The sequence below is a fragment of the uncultured Albimonas sp. genome (genome assembly GCF_963977235.1).
Taxonomy (GTDB): domain Bacteria; phylum Pseudomonadota; class Alphaproteobacteria; order Rhodobacterales; family Rhodobacteraceae; genus Albimonas.
Genome location: NZ_CAXBOD010000001.1, coordinates 392,012 through 405,341, shown reverse-complemented (window position 1 = coordinate 405,341; position 13,330 = coordinate 392,012). Strand labels below are relative to the sequence as shown.

Genomic DNA, 13,330 nt, shown 5'->3' with positions numbered 1-13,330 from the left:
TAGAGGTTAAGGAAGGGCTGACGGCGCACGGTCCGCGGCGATTCCGTTCGGGATCTCCTCCCGACGCTCGCCGCCGGCGCGCCCCGGGCCCGACCCGGGGCCTCACGCGGACCGCCGCTCCAGCGGCGTTGCCCGAAGGACGGTCAGCGGGGCCGGGCAACGACCCGTCGGCGCAAAGCCGGGGGCGGGGCGATCTCGGCGAAGGAGAGGCCGAGGCGCATCTCGGCCTTCAGCACCACCATCGCGGCGGCGCGGGCGTCCTCCTCGGCGTCATGGTGGTGGAAATCGAGCGCCAGCGCCCGCTTCAGGTGGCCCAGCCCGTGGCCGCCATTGCCCTTGAACTCCGGCCAGGCGGCGCGCGCGATGCGGACACTGTCATGCCAGCGCCAGTCCGGAGGCTCGCGCCCGGCCAGCTCGCAGGCGGCGGCGACCGCGCGCCGGTCGAAGCCCGAGTGCTGGATCAGCGGCTGCCGGCCCAGCAGCGGCGCCAGAAGGTCCAGCGCCTGAGGAAACAGCGGCGCGCCCTCGACATGGGCCCGGCCGATGCCGTGCAGCCAGGTGTTCGAGAATCCGACCTCCGCGCCCGGGTCCACGAAGGTCGACCAGCTTTCGATGCCGCCGTCATGGCGCACGCAGGCGAGGCCGACCTGGCAGATGCTCGAGACCGGGCCGCAGGCCGTCTCGACGTCCAGCGCCACGAAACGATAGTCGCCCGGCGGCGGCGGGCGGGCCGGGGCCTCGCCCGGGGGCGGGCGGCCGAAATGGTCAAGCGCGGTCATCCCCGCCCCCTCCTGCCGGCGGAACGCTCAGTTCAGCAGGGGGCCGCGGCGGCGGACAAGCGCCATCAGACCCTCGTCGTCGTCGAGCTCCACTTCCTCGATCGTCTCGTCATCCTCGTCGGGCTCGACATCGCGCGAGGCGTCAATCTGCACCGAGCGGGCGCCCTGCGCCTCCAGCAGCGAGACCAGCTCGAGCAGCGCCGCGGCGGGGGCGGTGCCGAAGTCGACCGCCACGCTGCCCGGCTTCATCGCGGCCGAGTGCAGCTGGTCGGCGGGGAACGTCTCGTCATCCTCGCGCCGTTCGTTCTCGACGTCGAACCAGCGCTCGAACCAGGCTTCCAGCGCGGTCTCGGGCAGTTCCCCGAGATCATGGTGCACCACCACGTCGTCCCAGCGCAGGCGGAAGACATGCAGGGTCAGCCCGCCCAGACGCTCGGCGAACGAGGGCAGATCCTGGCCATGGGGCACCTCCATGGCGAAATCCAGCGACACCGCCCGGTCGTCGGGCAGGCGCAGCACCAGATCGAATCGGTAGAGGCCGCCCATGAACGCGGCGTCGTCCAGGTCCACGCCAACCTCGGACATGCCCTCGACGCCCGGCTCGACGGTGTTTTCGACCATGCCGGTGAAGAACGACAGGTAGGTCTCCCGCGCGGCGGAGGCGAGGGAGGCGAGAGAGGCAGGCTGGGTCATGAGGGGCATCCTCGGCGCTCGGGGCGGGCGAAGGCAAGGGGCGGAAGGGCCCTGCCGTCCGCTCAGTCGTAGAAGGGCTGGACCTGGGCGACGATCACCGCGTTCTCGGCCAGCGCCCGGGCCATCAGCGCGCGGTCAGCCTCGTCGATCTCCTCGCCGCGCTCCTCGCGTTCCTCGACCGTGCCCCAGCCGGTGACCTCCAGCGGGGACATCTCGGCGGTCTTGAGCACGGCGACGGTCTCGCGCACGGCCTCGGGCTCGTCCACGCCCGAGGCATAGCACATCAGCGCCGCGCCGGTGGAGTCCGCGGGCAGGCCGTCGCCCGCGGCGCGGCCGACCTCGACCAGCAGGGTGAACACCTGCTGGGGACGGGGGGCCTTCGCCGGCGCGCCGTCCTTGCGGGGGCGGGCGGGTTTCTCGGCGGGCCCGGAGTCGCGGTCGTCGGCCATGGGTCAGGTTCCTGAAACGGGAAAGGGGGCCCCGAGGGCCCCCGATCCGCAGAGACGCGCCGCGGATCAGTCGCGCAGCAGCTCGTTGATCGAGGTCTTCTTGCGGGTGCCCGCGTCCACGCGCTTGACGATCACCGCGCAGTAGAGATTGGGCCCCGGCTCGCCGGTGGCAAGCGGCCGGCCGGGCATCGAGCCCGCCACCACCACCGAATAGGGCGGCACCTCGCCGATGTGGATCTGGCCGGTGGTGCGGTCGACGATCTTGGTGGACTGGCCCAGGAACACGCCCATGCCCAGCACCGAGCCCTCGCGCACGATCACGCCCTCGACCACCTCGGAGCGGGCGCCGATGAAGCAGCCGTCCTCGATGATCGTGGGGGCGGCCTGCATCGGCTCCAGCACGCCGCCGATGCCCACGCCGCCCGACAGGTGCACGCCCTTGCCGATCTGCGCGCAGGAGCCGACGGTCGCCCAGGTGTCGACCATCGTGCCCTCGTCCACATAGGCCCCGAGGTTCACGAAGGAGGGCATCAGCACCACGCCCGGCGCGATGTAGGCCGAGCGGCGCACCACGCAGTTGGGCACCGCGCGGAAGCCCGCGGCCTTCCACTCGGCCTCGTTCCAGCCGTCGAACTTGGAGGGGACCTTGTCCCACCAGCCAGACCCGCCGGGCCCGCCGGAAATCGGGGCCATGTCGGTCAGCCGGAACGACAGCAGCACCGCCTTCTTCAGCCACTGGTTCACGACCCAGTTTCCGTCCGCGCCCTTCTGCGCCACGCGGGCGGTCCCGCCGTCGAGCAGGCTCAGCGCGCTCTCGATGGCGTCGCGGGTCTCGCCCCTGGTTGCGGCGGAGATGCCGTCGCGCGCCTCCCAGGCGGCTTCGACGGATTTTTCGAGGGCGGCCAGATCGGGGGCGGTCATGGATGTCTCCTGCCGGGCGTCGCGTCTTTTCCGGCCGCAGGCTATAGAGGGGGCGACGGCGGGGCGCAATCGCTCCGCGCCCCATTGCAATCCCGGCCGCCCGACCGCGGGGGCCGGCCTGCCCGGAGATCTCCGCCCCCGATGACCCCACCCCCGATGACCCCGCCCCAGACCAGGGACGACCGCCACTCGATCTTCCGCTCCGCGCAGGAGGACATCGCCTCGGCCGAGCGGCAGCCGCTGACCCCGCAGTCGGCCTCGCCCGCCTACAGCCTGTCGTTCCGCGACCTCGACTTCCTCAAGCGCGAGGACCTGCGCCCGGTGCGCCTGCAGCTCGAACTGCTGAAGGCCGAGCTGCTGATGACCGAGGCCGGCGTCGACTCCACCGTGGTGTTCTTCGGCGGCGCCCGCATCCCCAGCCCGGAGACCGCCGGCAGCGCCCGCACGCCCGTGCTGGGCGAGCTGTCGAAATACTACGAGGAGGCCCGCCGCTTCGCCGCCCGCTGCACCGAGGCCTCGATGGCCACTGGCGGCCGGCGGCACGTGATCGTCACCGGCGGCGGCCCGGGCGTGATGGAGGCCGGCAACCGCGGCGCGCAGGAGGCGGGCGGACGCTCGATCGGGCTCGGCATCGTGCTGCCCCATGAGAGCGCGCCCAACGAATACGTGACCCCGGAGCTGAGCTTCAACTTCCACTACTTCGCCATCCGCAAGATGCACTTCCTGATGCGGGCGGAGGCGATCGCGGTGTTTCCGGGCGGGTTCGGCACGCTCGACGAGCTGTTCGAGGCGCTGACCCTGATCCAGACCAAGCGCATGGCGCCGGTCCCGATCCTGCTGTTCGGCGAGAGCTTCTGGCGCTCGATCATCGACTTCAAGGCGCTGGCGGCCTCGGGCACGATCTCGGACGCCGACCTCGAGCTGTTCCGCTTTGTCGAAACCGCCGAGGAGGCGTGGGAGGCCCTGTCAGGTCCCGTCGCCGACGCCGAGGCCAGGGCCGCCGACGCCGCCGCCGCGCGCAAGGCCGCCGACGAGGATCGCGCCAGCGGCTGAACCGCCGGGCGCGGAGGGGACCAGGGGATCTCGGGGAGAGGTCTCCCGCCGGCGTGTGGGGAGCACGCCGGCGGGCGCCTTGATACAGGCCTTTGGCCCGACCTCCGGAAAGACCGGAGGCGCGGGCGGACGTTGGAGCCTCCCGGGGTCGAGGGAGCCTCCGATGTCCGACGGACCAGGAACAGGTCCGCCTGATGAAACGCGGCCCCCCCGGAGTGTGGGAAGGGGGCGGCCGCTTTCATCCGCAGCCGGCGCGGGGACGCCGATCCACGGATGCCGATCCCGCGTCCTTCTGGGGAAAGGACGCGAACCCTGCTGCCACGACCGCTCCCGGCACGGGGCGGCGGGCGACTGCGCGGTGCGGCCGGTACGCAAATGACCAGACAATTGACCGCTTTACGCCGTACGCTGCGAAGCAGCCGAGCAAGGGACGGGCGAACCCGTCGACCCGGTTGTTTCATACGCACAGCTTATGGTTGCGATTCCGCAGCGGCGCCAGTCACGCGATCGCGTGACACGACGCGCCGGCATCTTGCATTCGCAGCCGTCCCGTATGTCCGGACTTCATGCGCTGACGAGGCCCACTGCCGTCGCCCGCACCACGCAGGAGATTCGATCCCCGACGTCCAGCTTGGCGAACAGCCGTCGCACATGAGTGTCGACCGTGTGCGCCGAGCAGCCCAGAATTCCCGCGATCGCCGGGTTGGATTTGCCCCGCGCCATCCAGGTCAGCACTTCGCGTTCGCGCACGCTCAGCGCGGGCAGAGGCCGGGCGCTGGCGTCCAGCAGGCCGCAGACGCGCAGGTGCGCCACCTGGCAGGCCGCCTGAAGCAGGCGCAGCCGTTCGGGCGCGTGACGGCCCTCGGCCTCGCCGAACGGATCCGCCCCGTCATGGCCCAGACCGATGTAGCCCATCCGCCGGCGCGGCCCGAAGGCCTGGATCGCCAGGCCCTCGCCCCCGCCCGCGGCGCGGAACCGATCCATGAAGGCGATCTCGGACTGCGACATCTGCCGAAGCGCGCCGGCCCTGCTCCAGCGGAACGGATCGCTCTCGCCCATCGCGGTCCAGGGCACCGGGTCGACCTGGACCAGGTCCTCGTCGCGGTAGGCGGCGATCCAGTCGGGATCGAAGCCGCGCGCGAAGCTCAGGCCCGACAGCTCGGGCGCGGCGGGGTCGTGGTGCAGATAGCTCAGCCGCGCGAAGCCCTCGGCCTGCGCCAGATCCATCGCCGCGGACCAGACGTCGTCCGACGCCTCGGCCGCGTCCAGGCGCACGAGGAACCGGCGGAAGCGGGCCTCGCTGGCGTTCTTCACCATACTCGTCGTCCTCTGGGTTCGCCGGGCCGCACGGGGGCCGGGAGACCGGGGGGGTGGCCGTCCGCCTGGGGAGGACGGACGGCCTGCAGCGATGACGCGACGCCCTGGGGCTCGCCGCATGAAGCAACGCATACGGTGGCCGAGCCGACGCGGGGCGACCTGACCGGTCGCCCCTGGCGCAACGTCTCCCTGTGGGCAGAAAGCTGCCGGCACGCGCCCCCGGCGCCCAGCGGCGCCGTGCGGCCCGTGCAGGTCGCCTCGACACTTCCGACGTAGTTAACGTGTGCGTAAGCCGCAATGCTGAAGCGCGTTTTTTGACCAGATGGCAACGCAACCCGGGATTGCGTTGCGCTCATGACTTCGCCCGTTCCGGTGGGCGCGGTTGCCAGGCCGGAACCGGGCGGACGGCGTCGCGGCCCGCGCGTCGCGGCGCAGATCCTGGCGCGCGGCGCATTGCAGGCCGGGGTCGCGAGGCCTACGTTGCCCTCTGACCGCGCCTGCCCGGCGCGCCCGATCCGGAGGCAGACGACATGACCGACGCGCGCCCCGCTGCGGCGGACGCCACGACGGCTCCGCTGATCGACCCGTTCGCCCGGCCGATCACCTACCTGCGCGTCTCGGTGACCGACCGCTGCGACCTCCGCTGCGTCTACTGCATGGCCGAGAACATGACCTTCCTGCCCAAGAAGGATCTTCTCAGCCTGGAGGAGCTCGAGCGCATGTGCGGCGCCTTCGTCGACCTCGGCGTGCGCAAGCTGCGCATCACCGGGGGCGAGCCGCTGGTCCGCCGCGACATCATGAAGTTCTTCGAGGCGATGGGCCGCCGCCTGGAATCGAACACCCCCGGCGGCGGGCTCGACGAGCTGACGCTGACCACCAACGCCACCCAGCTTCGCCGCTTCGCCAAACCGCTTTACGACTGCGGCGTGCGGCGGGTGAACGTCTCGCTCGACACGCTCGACGAAGGGCGCTTCCGCGAGATCACCCGCTGGGGCCGCTTCGCCCAGGTCCTCGACGGGCTGGATGCGGCGCAGGAGGCGGGGCTGCACGTCAAGATCAACGCCGTGGCGCTGAAGGGCGTGAACGACGACGAGATCCGCTCGATGACCCGCTGGTGCCACGAGCGCGGGATGGACATCACCTTCATCGAGGTGATGCCGATGGGCGACATCGGCGGCGAGGAGCGGCTCGACCAGTACATGCCCCTGACCGCCGTGCGCGAGGAGCTGGCCAAGGAATTCACGCTCGAGGACATCCCCCTGTCCACGGGCGGCCCCGCCCGCTACGTCCGCGCGCAGGAGACGGGCGGGCGCGTCGGCTTCATCACCCCCCTGACCCACAACTTCTGCGAGAGCTGCAACCGCGTGCGTCTGACCTGCACCGGCCAGCTCTACATGTGCCTCGGCCAGGACGACGACGCGGACCTTCGCGCGGCGCTGCGCGCCAGCCCCCACGACGACGCCCCGGTCCGCCAGGCGATCCGCGAGGCGATCACCCGCAAGCCCAAGGGCCACGACTTCGACTACTCCCGCCGGGAGATCCAGGGCGAGGTCGGTCGGCACATGAGCGTCACCGGGGGCTGAGTCGCCCTTCGCCCTCGGGCGATTCGTCCGGACCTGCGGATCCGCACAGACGATCCTGCCAGAAGGCCGGGACAGATGAAAAAGGGGCGGCCGCATCGCGCGGCCGCCCCTTTTGATATGTGCCGCCCCCGGCGCCGGGAGGTCGCCTGGCTTCAACGGTAGCCCGCAGCCTCGCGCGCCACGCCGGGCAGACCGGCGCGGTTCAGCGCCATGTCGTTGAGCGTGCGGTCGTCCAGCGCCTGCAGTTCGGCCAGCGTGCGGCGATACTCGCGCCAGCGGGCAAGGCGGGCCACGCTGAGCGAGGTCAAGCCGCGCAGGGTCTGGCCCAGCGTCGGGGTGGAAGCGGAGGCCGCGCGGGAGGCGGCGATCGGGGCGTCTGCGGTCAGAGCCATCTGGATATTCCTTCTCGGGCGATGGCGGCCAGCCTGAAGCGCCGGATCCGCCGTCTTTCGAGATTGGAATTTATCGATCCGATAGGTCAGGACAACGGACGTTTCGGCAAGGCCGCCTTGTGCAACGCACATACCGCAACGCAGCGGCAATGCCGCAGTGCAGCATACTAAGGTTTCCAAAAATATCTCTGGACGAACGGCCGAGGCGGCGCCAAGTCAGAGCGTCATGCTGCCTGCTCCTTTCCGTCACCCCGCCTATCGCCGCTACATCGCCGCCAACTTCTTCGGAATGAACGGCAGCTGGATGCTGCGCATCGCCATCGCGTGGCTGGCGTGGGAACTGACCGGATCCGCGGCGGTGACGGGCGTGGTCTCGTTCCTGACCTTTGCGCCCATCGTCTTCTCCGGGCCCTTCTTCGGCGTGCTCGCCGACCGCATCGACCCCAAGCGCGGGATCGTGGCGGCGCAGGCGACCCAATGCCTGTTCGGCGCGATCCTGTTCGGGCTGGCGCTGGCCGACGCGCTCTCGGCGCCGGTGCTGATGGCCTCCGCGCTCGGGATGGGGCTCGCGGCCTCGGCCTACCACCCGTTCCGCATGGCGCTGATGCCCCGGCTGGTGCCCCAGGACGTGCTGGGCCAAGCGCTGGCGATCGGGGCGCTGAACTTCAACGTCACCCGGATGATGGGCCCCGCGCTCGGCGGCTGGCTGATCCACGAATACGGCGCGCCCGGCGCCGTGGGGGTCGCGACCCTGCTGTTCGTGCCCCAGGTGATCGCCATCGCCTCGCTGGGCGCCTACCCCCCGGCCCAGACCGAGCCCGACCCCAAGGCCCGCCATGGCGTGCGCGGCGTGCTCGACCAGCTGGCCGAGGGCGCCCGCTATGCCATGGCCCAGCCGATGGTGCGCGAGGCGGTGCTGATGAACGCGCTGTTCGCCGTCGCCGCCCGCGGCAGCCTCGAGCTGTTGCCGGTGGCGGCCGACGGGCTCTACGGCCAGGGCGCGGGGGGGTTCGGCGTGCTGACCGCCACCGCCGGCGCGGGAGCGGTGCTGACGGCCGTCTACATGGCCCGCGGCGGGCGCAGCGCCGAGTCGCTGCGCAATCGCGCCCGTTTCGCCACCGCGCTGGGCCTGCTGGGCACCGCGCTGCTGGGGCTGGTGGGCAGCTGGCCCGCGGCCATCGCCACGGTCGCCCTGATCGGCGCCTGCGGGACCATGGTCGGCGTCGCCAACCAGACCATCGCCCAGCTCTCGACGCCCGAGGGCAAGCGCGGACGGGTGATGTCGCTGTGGCTGATCTCGGGGATCGGCGGGGCCTCGATCGGCTCGATCGGGATCGGGACGCTGGCCGACCTCGTGGGGCTGCAGCACGCGCTGGTGATCACCGCCATCGCCATGGCCGCGCTCGCCCCCTTCGTCGCCTGGAACATCCGCACGCGCGGCGCGCCGGAGGCCGAGCCTTCCGCCCCCACGCCCCCCCGCGCCAGCTGCGGGGTCGGCGGGGGCGGCGGCGCGACGCCCCCCACCCCGGGCGCCGTCAAGCGCTGCGCGAACGCACCCAGTCGCGCCAGGCGGTGAACAGGCCGGCGCCGATCACGATCGTCGCCCCCAGCGCCATCGGCCAGTCCAGGTTCTCGCCGAAGATCAGGATCCCGACCGAGGTCGACAGCACGATCTGCACGTATTGCACCGGCTGGGTGACAACCGCGTCCGCGGCCTCGAGCGCCTTGATGAAGAAATAGTGCCCGGCCGCCCCGGTCACGCACAGGATCCCCATCCAGATCCAGTCGGCGGGCTCGAGCCAGGTCCAGTGCCAGATGCCCGCCGCCGTGGCCACGATCAGTCCGCCGACGCCAGTGTAGAAGAAGCTGACCATGGCCGAGTCCTTGCGGCTCGCGAGCCGGGTCATCACGCCGTAGACCGCGATCCCGATGCTCGCCACCACCGCCAGCCAGATGTCGGAGTCGAACAGCCCCGGCCCCGGGCGGACGATGATCAGCACGCCCACGAAGCCCACGCCGATGGCGGTCCAGCGCCGCCAGCCCACCGCCTCGCCCAGCACCGGGACCGAGAGGGCGGCGAGGATCAGCGGGTTGGCCGCGAACAGCGACATGGTCGCCGCCAGCCCCACCTTGGCGAATGCGGTGATCGCCACCACCACCTGCGCGGCCAGCAACCCGCCGCGGGCGAGCTGCAGCCACACGTTCGCCGAGACGGCGGAGCGCCGGATGCCCCCCGGCGCGTTCAGCGCGCGCACCACCACGAAGGCCGCGAAGGCCCAGTAGCGGATCATCACGATGAAGACCGGCGGATAGGCCTCGGCCAGGTGCTTCGAGACGCCGTCCTGCGCCGCGAAGATGGTCACCGCGAGCAATGCGAAGCCGAGACCCTTGCGGGCGCTTTGGGGAACCATGGGTCGTCCGATGAGGAAGGGTCGCGGAAACGGCCGCTTCGCCCGGCCACACGCTCTCCTTACAATCCGAGCCCGCCGTCGGCGTCAAGCGTTGCGCTGCAGCGCGCCGCGCAAGCTCGTCCTGCGTGGCGCGCATGGCGCGGACGGGCGGGGCTGCAGGGGGCTCGCGTCCCGATCCCGCCCCTCCGATCCGTTTGGCGCGACGCGCGACGGCCCGGCCGCTCCGCAGGTCAGCCGCGCGCTTCGTTCAGCAGCTCCGGCGGCAGGAAGGTGCGGTTCCAGGTCGGCGAGATCAGGATCTCGTTGATGCAGACATGCGGCGGCGCCTCGGCCACGAACTGCACCGCCCGGCCCAGGTCCTCGGACTGGAGCATGCGCGCGCGCACCGCCTCCGAGGGGGGCACGGGGCGCTTCTCCATGATCGGGGTGTTCACCTCGCCCGGCATGATCACGCAGGAGCGGATGCCGTTGGCCCCCTCCTCCATGTTGATCGAGTGGCTCAGCGCCACCACCCCGTGCTTGGAGGCGTTGTAGGCCGGTCCGGTGATTTTCGAGGCGTGCCGCCCCGCCCAGGAGCTGACCATGATGATCAGCCCGCCGCCGGCCGCGCGCATCTGCGCCATCACCGGGATGGTGCAGTTCATCACCCCGGTCAGGTTGACGTCGACCACCATGCGGAAGTCCTCGGCCGAGATCTCGCCCGAGTGCCGCTTGGGCACGTTCACCCCGGCGTTGGCCACCAGGATGTCGACGCGCCCGAACTCCGCCTCGATCGAGCGGGCCGCGGCCGCGCAGGCGCCGGCGTCCGAGACGTCGAGCGGCGCCACCTCTGCGATCCCGCCGGCGGCCTCGATGTCGGCGGCGACCCGGTCGAGTTCGGCCTGCCGCCGCCCGGTCAGGACCACCCGCGCGCCCGAGGCGGCCAGCGCCCTGGCCGAGGCCTCGCCGATTCCCCCGCCCGCGCCCGTCACCCAGGCCGTCTTTCCATCCAGCGCGCCCATGTCGTCCTCCCGTCTCATTGTCGTTCGCCCGGCAGCCTAGCGCCGCGAAGGTCGCCGCGCGAGAGGTCGCGACCGCCTGCGCCCGCCCTACCCCAACCCCGCGGCCCGGTCCGCCTCCGCCTGGGCGGCCTGCCGCTCGGCCGGCACGTAGAGGCGGTTCCAGGACGGCGAGATCAGGATCTCGTTCACGCAGACATGGGGCGGGCTCTCGAGCGCGAAGCGCGCCGCGCGGGCGACGTCCCGGGGCTGGAGCATCCGCGCGCGCATCCCCGGCGTCGGCGCGTCGTCCTTGGCCGCCAGCAGCGGCGTCGAGACCTCGCCCGGCATGATCGCGCAGGCGCGGATGCCGTTGGCGCCCTCCTCCATGTTGAGCGTGTGGCTGAAGGCCGAGACCGCCTGCTTGGAGGCGTTGTAGGCCGCCCCCGTGAACGGCTGCACATGCCGCCCGGCCCAGGAGCAGATCAGCGCCATCCCACCCCCGCCCCGCGCCCGCATCCCCGGCAGGACCGCCAGCGCGGCGTTGACCACGCCGTTGGCGTTCACGTCCATCACCCGCGCCGCCTCGAGCGGATCGAGCTGCGCCAGCGCCCGACGGCGGATGTTGACGCCGGCGGCCGCCACCAGGAACGCGACGGGGCCCAGTTCGGCCTCGGCCTGCGCCACCGCCGCGGCGCAGGCGGCGGGGTCGGTGACGTCGAGCGGCAGGGCCAGCGCCTCGGCGCCCGCCGCGCGCAGGGCCTCGACGCGGGCCTCCAGCGCGGGGGCGTCGCGGTCGCTCAGCGCCAGGCGCGCGCCGGCGGCCGCCAGCGTCTCGGCGCAGGCCGCGCCGATGCCGCTGGCCGCCCCCGTGATCCAGATCCCCTGTCCGCGAAGCTCCATCCCGCATCCTCCTGGCCGTGGATGCGCAGGGATACCTCGTCTCGCCCCACAAACGTCCGGACATTTCGCCGCCGGAGCTCTCCGGCGCCCGCGACACCTCTGAATTCGATTGTTTTCGCGCCGCGAGGATCGGATGCTGTACGGAACCCGGAACAACCGGAGGAGGATGACGATGCGCAGACGGTTCGTATGGATGGGCGCCGCGCTGGGCCTGTTGGCCGCGCCGGGGCTCGCGGCGGCGGCGGAGGTCGAGACGGCCTTCGCGGCGATGGACGCGAACGGCGACGGGATGCTGGACGTGGACGAGTATGTCGCCTCGGTCGTCGGGCATTTCGCGACGCTGGACGCGGACGGCGACCGGATGCTGACGCTCGCAGAGATCGACGAGGCCGACCCGGCCGAGTTCGCGAAGGCCGACCGGGACGGCGATGGCATGCTGTCGCTGGGCGAAGCGGTGGGCGACCGCATGGTCCGCTTCTTCGAGGCCGACGCCTCGCGCGACGGCATGGTCACGCTGACCGAGATCAACGTCTACCTGGAGGGACTGGAATGACCCGCCTTTCAACCCCGATGCGCGCCGCCGCGGCGGCGCTGGCGCTGGCCGCGCTCGCCGGCTGTTCGGGCGTGCCGATCGACAAGCAGACCCAGGGCCAGATCCTGGGCGGCGTCACCGGCGCGGCCGTCGGCTCGTTGTTCGGCGGCGGCAGCGGTCAGATCGTGGCCACGGGCGCGGGCGCGGTGATCGGCACCATCGCCGGTGGCGAGATCGCCAAGGACATGTGATCCCGCCCGCCAGGGCCCGGACGCAAGAAGAGGGGCCCGCGGGGGCCCCTCTTCGATTTCGGGCCGGGCGAAATCCGCCCGGCGTCCCGCTCAGAACGGGCTGTCGGGGAAATAGAACTGCTCGGCGTTCTCCGGCGTGATCCGCTGGGAGCCGATGATGAACCGGCCCGAGACCGGCGTGGCCGAGACCAGGCCCAGCGCGGTCAGCTCGATCGCGGTGGCGATCTGCGCGGGCGGGTAGGTGACGTTCACGGGCAGGCGGGGGTCGCCATCCATGATCCGCTTGACGATCTCCTTCATGCCGGCGCCGCCGACCACCCACATCTCGTCCTCGCGGCCGGCCTGGCTGATCGCCTCCAGCACGCCGATGGCCATGTCGTCGTCGGCCGCCCAGACCGCGTCGATGTCGTCGTACTTGGACAGGAAGTCCTGCATCACGTTGAACGCGTCGTCGCGATTCCAGTTGCCGTGCTGCATGTCCAGCACGTTGATGCCCGAGCCCTCGATCGCCGCCTGGAAGGCCTCGACCCGCTCGTTGTCGAGCGTGGTGGGGATGCCGCGCAGGACCACGACGTTGTCGCCCTCGCCCAGCGTCTCGGCGAAGTACTCGCCCGCCACGCGGCCGAAGCCGGTGTTGTCGCCGGCGACGTAGAGGTCCTCGATGCCCGGCACCGACAGGCCGCGGTCGACGACGGTCACCCAGATGCCCTGCTCCTTGACCGCCTGCACCGGCGAGGTCAGGGGCTCGGATTCGAAGGGCAGGACCACCAGCGCGTCGATGCCGCGGGTGGCGACCATGTCCTCGATGTCGTTGACCATCTTGCCGGCGTCGCCCGACGTCGCCAGCACGAAGCTGAGCTGGGGATAGGTCTCCTCCAGCCGCGAGATCGCCTCGCGCGCGTGGAAGTTCAGCCCGCCCATGAAGCCATGGGTGGCCGAGGGGATGGCGACCCCGATGGTGTACTCCTCCTGCGCCATCGCCGGCGTGGCGGCGGCGCCGAGGCTCAGGGCCGCGCCCAGCGCGGCGCCCTTGAAGATATCCCTGCGGTTCATCTGATTTCCTCCCAGT

The 13,330-nt window shown here is 71.7% G+C and carries 15 protein-coding genes; 5 read left to right on the top strand and 10 right to left on the bottom strand.

What is annotated here, in order from left to right; genetic code table 11:
- Nucleotides 1–143 precede the first annotated feature (143 nt).
- The 4 genes from AAC134_RS01920 to dapD form a co-directional block, all read right to left on the bottom strand.
- The gene (locus AAC134_RS01920) at nucleotides 144–779 is read right to left on the bottom strand and encodes an exonuclease domain-containing protein (RefSeq protein WP_339947343.1); all 636 of its coding nucleotides are present in this window, start codon (nucleotides 777–779) and stop codon (nucleotides 144–146) included.
- 27 nt (nucleotides 780–806) lie between these two features.
- Entirely contained in the window at nucleotides 807–1,472 is a 666-nt protein-coding gene (locus tag AAC134_RS01915; RefSeq protein WP_339947342.1) for a hypothetical protein, read from the bottom strand.
- Nucleotides 1,473–1,534: 62 nt separating this feature from the next.
- Nucleotides 1,535–1,921: a hypothetical protein gene (locus tag AAC134_RS01910; protein WP_339947341.1), complete on the bottom strand. Its 387-nt coding sequence runs from the start codon at nucleotides 1,919–1,921 to the stop codon at nucleotides 1,535–1,537.
- A gap of 66 nt (nucleotides 1,922–1,987) precedes the next feature.
- On the bottom strand, nucleotides 1,988–2,842 hold the full coding sequence (gene dapD / locus AAC134_RS01905) for a 2,3,4,5-tetrahydropyridine-2,6-dicarboxylate N-succinyltransferase (protein ID WP_339947340.1): 855 nt from the start codon (nucleotides 2,840–2,842) through the stop codon (nucleotides 1,988–1,990).
- A 141-nt stretch (nucleotides 2,843–2,983) separates the two neighbouring features.
- On the opposite strand from dapD, the gene AAC134_RS01900 reads away from it, so the two are divergent.
- Nucleotides 2,984–3,895 (top strand): LOG family protein, encoded by a 912-nt coding sequence (locus AAC134_RS01900; protein ID WP_339947339.1) that lies wholly within the window; start codon nucleotides 2,984–2,986, stop codon nucleotides 3,893–3,895.
- Nucleotides 3,896–4,459: 564 nt separating this feature from the next.
- Here AAC134_RS01900 and AAC134_RS01895 read toward each other — a convergent pair.
- Nucleotides 4,460–5,212: a LuxR family transcriptional regulator gene (locus tag AAC134_RS01895; protein WP_339947338.1), complete on the bottom strand. Its 753-nt coding sequence runs from the start codon at nucleotides 5,210–5,212 to the stop codon at nucleotides 4,460–4,462.
- 530 nt (nucleotides 5,213–5,742) lie between these two features.
- Here AAC134_RS01895 and moaA point away from each other — a divergent pair.
- On the top strand, nucleotides 5,743–6,795 hold the full coding sequence (moaA, locus tag AAC134_RS01890; RefSeq protein ID WP_339947337.1) for a GTP 3',8-cyclase MoaA: 1,053 nt from the start codon (nucleotides 5,743–5,745) through the stop codon (nucleotides 6,793–6,795).
- Between the two features lie 152 nt (nucleotides 6,796–6,947).
- Here moaA and AAC134_RS01885 read toward each other — a convergent pair whose 3' ends face one another.
- A complete protein-coding gene (locus tag AAC134_RS01885; protein WP_339947336.1) occupies nucleotides 6,948–7,187 on the bottom strand; it encodes a DUF1127 domain-containing protein in 240 nt (79 codons plus the stop codon).
- A 226-nt stretch (nucleotides 7,188–7,413) separates the two neighbouring features.
- Between AAC134_RS01885 and AAC134_RS01880 the strand changes: the two genes are divergently transcribed.
- Nucleotides 7,414–8,763 (top strand): MFS transporter, encoded by a 1,350-nt coding sequence (locus tag AAC134_RS01880; RefSeq protein WP_339947335.1) that lies wholly within the window; start codon nucleotides 7,414–7,416, stop codon nucleotides 8,761–8,763.
- Here the strand turns inward: AAC134_RS01880 and AAC134_RS01875 are convergent.
- From AAC134_RS01875 to AAC134_RS01865, 3 genes are all read right to left on the bottom strand, one after another.
- The gene (locus AAC134_RS01875) at nucleotides 8,723–9,598 is read right to left on the bottom strand and encodes a DMT family transporter (RefSeq protein WP_339947334.1); all 876 of its coding nucleotides are present in this window, start codon (nucleotides 9,596–9,598) and stop codon (nucleotides 8,723–8,725) included. The two genes, AAC134_RS01880 and AAC134_RS01875, sit on opposite strands and share 41 nt — an antisense overlap.
- A 230-nt stretch (nucleotides 9,599–9,828) precedes the next feature.
- Nucleotides 9,829–10,617 carry an SDR family oxidoreductase gene (locus tag AAC134_RS01870; RefSeq protein WP_339947333.1) on the bottom strand — a complete coding sequence of 263 codons (789 nt, stop codon included), beginning with the start codon at nucleotides 10,615–10,617 and terminating at the stop codon, nucleotides 9,829–9,831.
- A gap of 69 nt (nucleotides 10,618–10,686) precedes the next feature.
- Complete coding sequence (locus tag AAC134_RS01865) at nucleotides 10,687–11,478, bottom strand: SDR family NAD(P)-dependent oxidoreductase (RefSeq protein ID WP_339947332.1); 792 nt, start codon at nucleotides 11,476–11,478, stop codon at nucleotides 10,687–10,689.
- A gap of 172 nt (nucleotides 11,479–11,650) precedes the next feature.
- Here AAC134_RS01865 and AAC134_RS01860 point away from each other — a divergent pair, with 172 nt between their 5' ends.
- Entirely contained in the window at nucleotides 11,651–12,031 is a 381-nt protein-coding gene (locus tag AAC134_RS01860) for a hypothetical protein (protein ID WP_339947331.1), read from the top strand.
- Complete coding sequence (locus AAC134_RS01855; protein WP_339947330.1) at nucleotides 12,028–12,261, top strand: glycine zipper 2TM domain-containing protein; 234 nt, start codon at nucleotides 12,028–12,030, stop codon at nucleotides 12,259–12,261. The genes AAC134_RS01860 and AAC134_RS01855 overlap by 4 nt, the downstream gene beginning before the upstream one ends.
- A 90-nt stretch (nucleotides 12,262–12,351) precedes the next feature.
- On the opposite strand, the gene AAC134_RS01850 is transcribed toward AAC134_RS01855, so the two are convergent.
- Nucleotides 12,352–13,314, bottom strand: coding sequence for an ABC transporter substrate-binding protein (locus tag AAC134_RS01850; protein ID WP_339947329.1), 963 nt, complete (start codon nucleotides 13,312–13,314; stop codon nucleotides 12,352–12,354).
- Nucleotides 13,315–13,330 lie beyond the last annotated feature (16 nt).

What these genes read in the sequence shown, in the direction of transcription:
- AAC134_RS01855 (WP_339947330.1), top strand. Translation starts at nt 12,028, where the DNA reads ATGACCCGCCTTTCAACCCCGATGCGCGCCGCCGCGGCGGCGCTGGCG.
- moaA (WP_339947337.1), top strand. Translation starts at nt 5,743, where the DNA reads ATGACCGACGCGCGCCCCGCTGCGGCGGACGCCACGACGGCTCCGCTG.
- AAC134_RS01850 (WP_339947329.1), bottom strand. Translation starts at nt 13,314, where the DNA reads ATGAACCGCAGGGATATCTTCAAGGGCGCCGCGCTGGGCGCGGCCCTG.
- AAC134_RS01880 (WP_339947335.1), top strand. Translation starts at nt 7,414, where the DNA reads ATGCTGCCTGCTCCTTTCCGTCACCCCGCCTATCGCCGCTACATCGCC.
- AAC134_RS01900 (WP_339947339.1), top strand. Translation starts at nt 2,984, where the DNA reads ATGACCCCACCCCCGATGACCCCGCCCCAGACCAGGGACGACCGCCAC.
- AAC134_RS01875 (WP_339947334.1), bottom strand. Translation starts at nt 9,598, where the DNA reads ATGGTTCCCCAAAGCGCCCGCAAGGGTCTCGGCTTCGCATTGCTCGCG.
- dapD (WP_339947340.1), bottom strand. Translation starts at nt 2,842, where the DNA reads ATGACCGCCCCCGATCTGGCCGCCCTCGAAAAATCCGTCGAAGCCGCC.
- AAC134_RS01895 (WP_339947338.1), bottom strand. Translation starts at nt 5,212, where the DNA reads ATGGTGAAGAACGCCAGCGAGGCCCGCTTCCGCCGGTTCCTCGTGCGC.
- AAC134_RS01910 (WP_339947341.1), bottom strand. Translation starts at nt 1,921, where the DNA reads ATGGCCGACGACCGCGACTCCGGGCCCGCCGAGAAACCCGCCCGCCCC.
- AAC134_RS01885 (WP_339947336.1), bottom strand. Translation starts at nt 7,187, where the DNA reads ATGGCTCTGACCGCAGACGCCCCGATCGCCGCCTCCCGCGCGGCCTCC.
- AAC134_RS01915 (WP_339947342.1), bottom strand. Translation starts at nt 1,472, where the DNA reads ATGACCCAGCCTGCCTCTCTCGCCTCCCTCGCCTCCGCCGCGCGGGAG.
- AAC134_RS01860 (WP_339947331.1), top strand. Translation starts at nt 11,651, where the DNA reads ATGCGCAGACGGTTCGTATGGATGGGCGCCGCGCTGGGCCTGTTGGCC.
- AAC134_RS01870 (WP_339947333.1), bottom strand. Translation starts at nt 10,617, where the DNA reads ATGAGACGGGAGGACGACATGGGCGCGCTGGATGGAAAGACGGCCTGG.
- AAC134_RS01865 (WP_339947332.1), bottom strand. Translation starts at nt 11,478, where the DNA reads ATGGAGCTTCGCGGACAGGGGATCTGGATCACGGGGGCGGCCAGCGGC.
- AAC134_RS01920 (WP_339947343.1), bottom strand. Translation starts at nt 779, where the DNA reads ATGACCGCGCTTGACCATTTCGGCCGCCCGCCCCCGGGCGAGGCCCCG.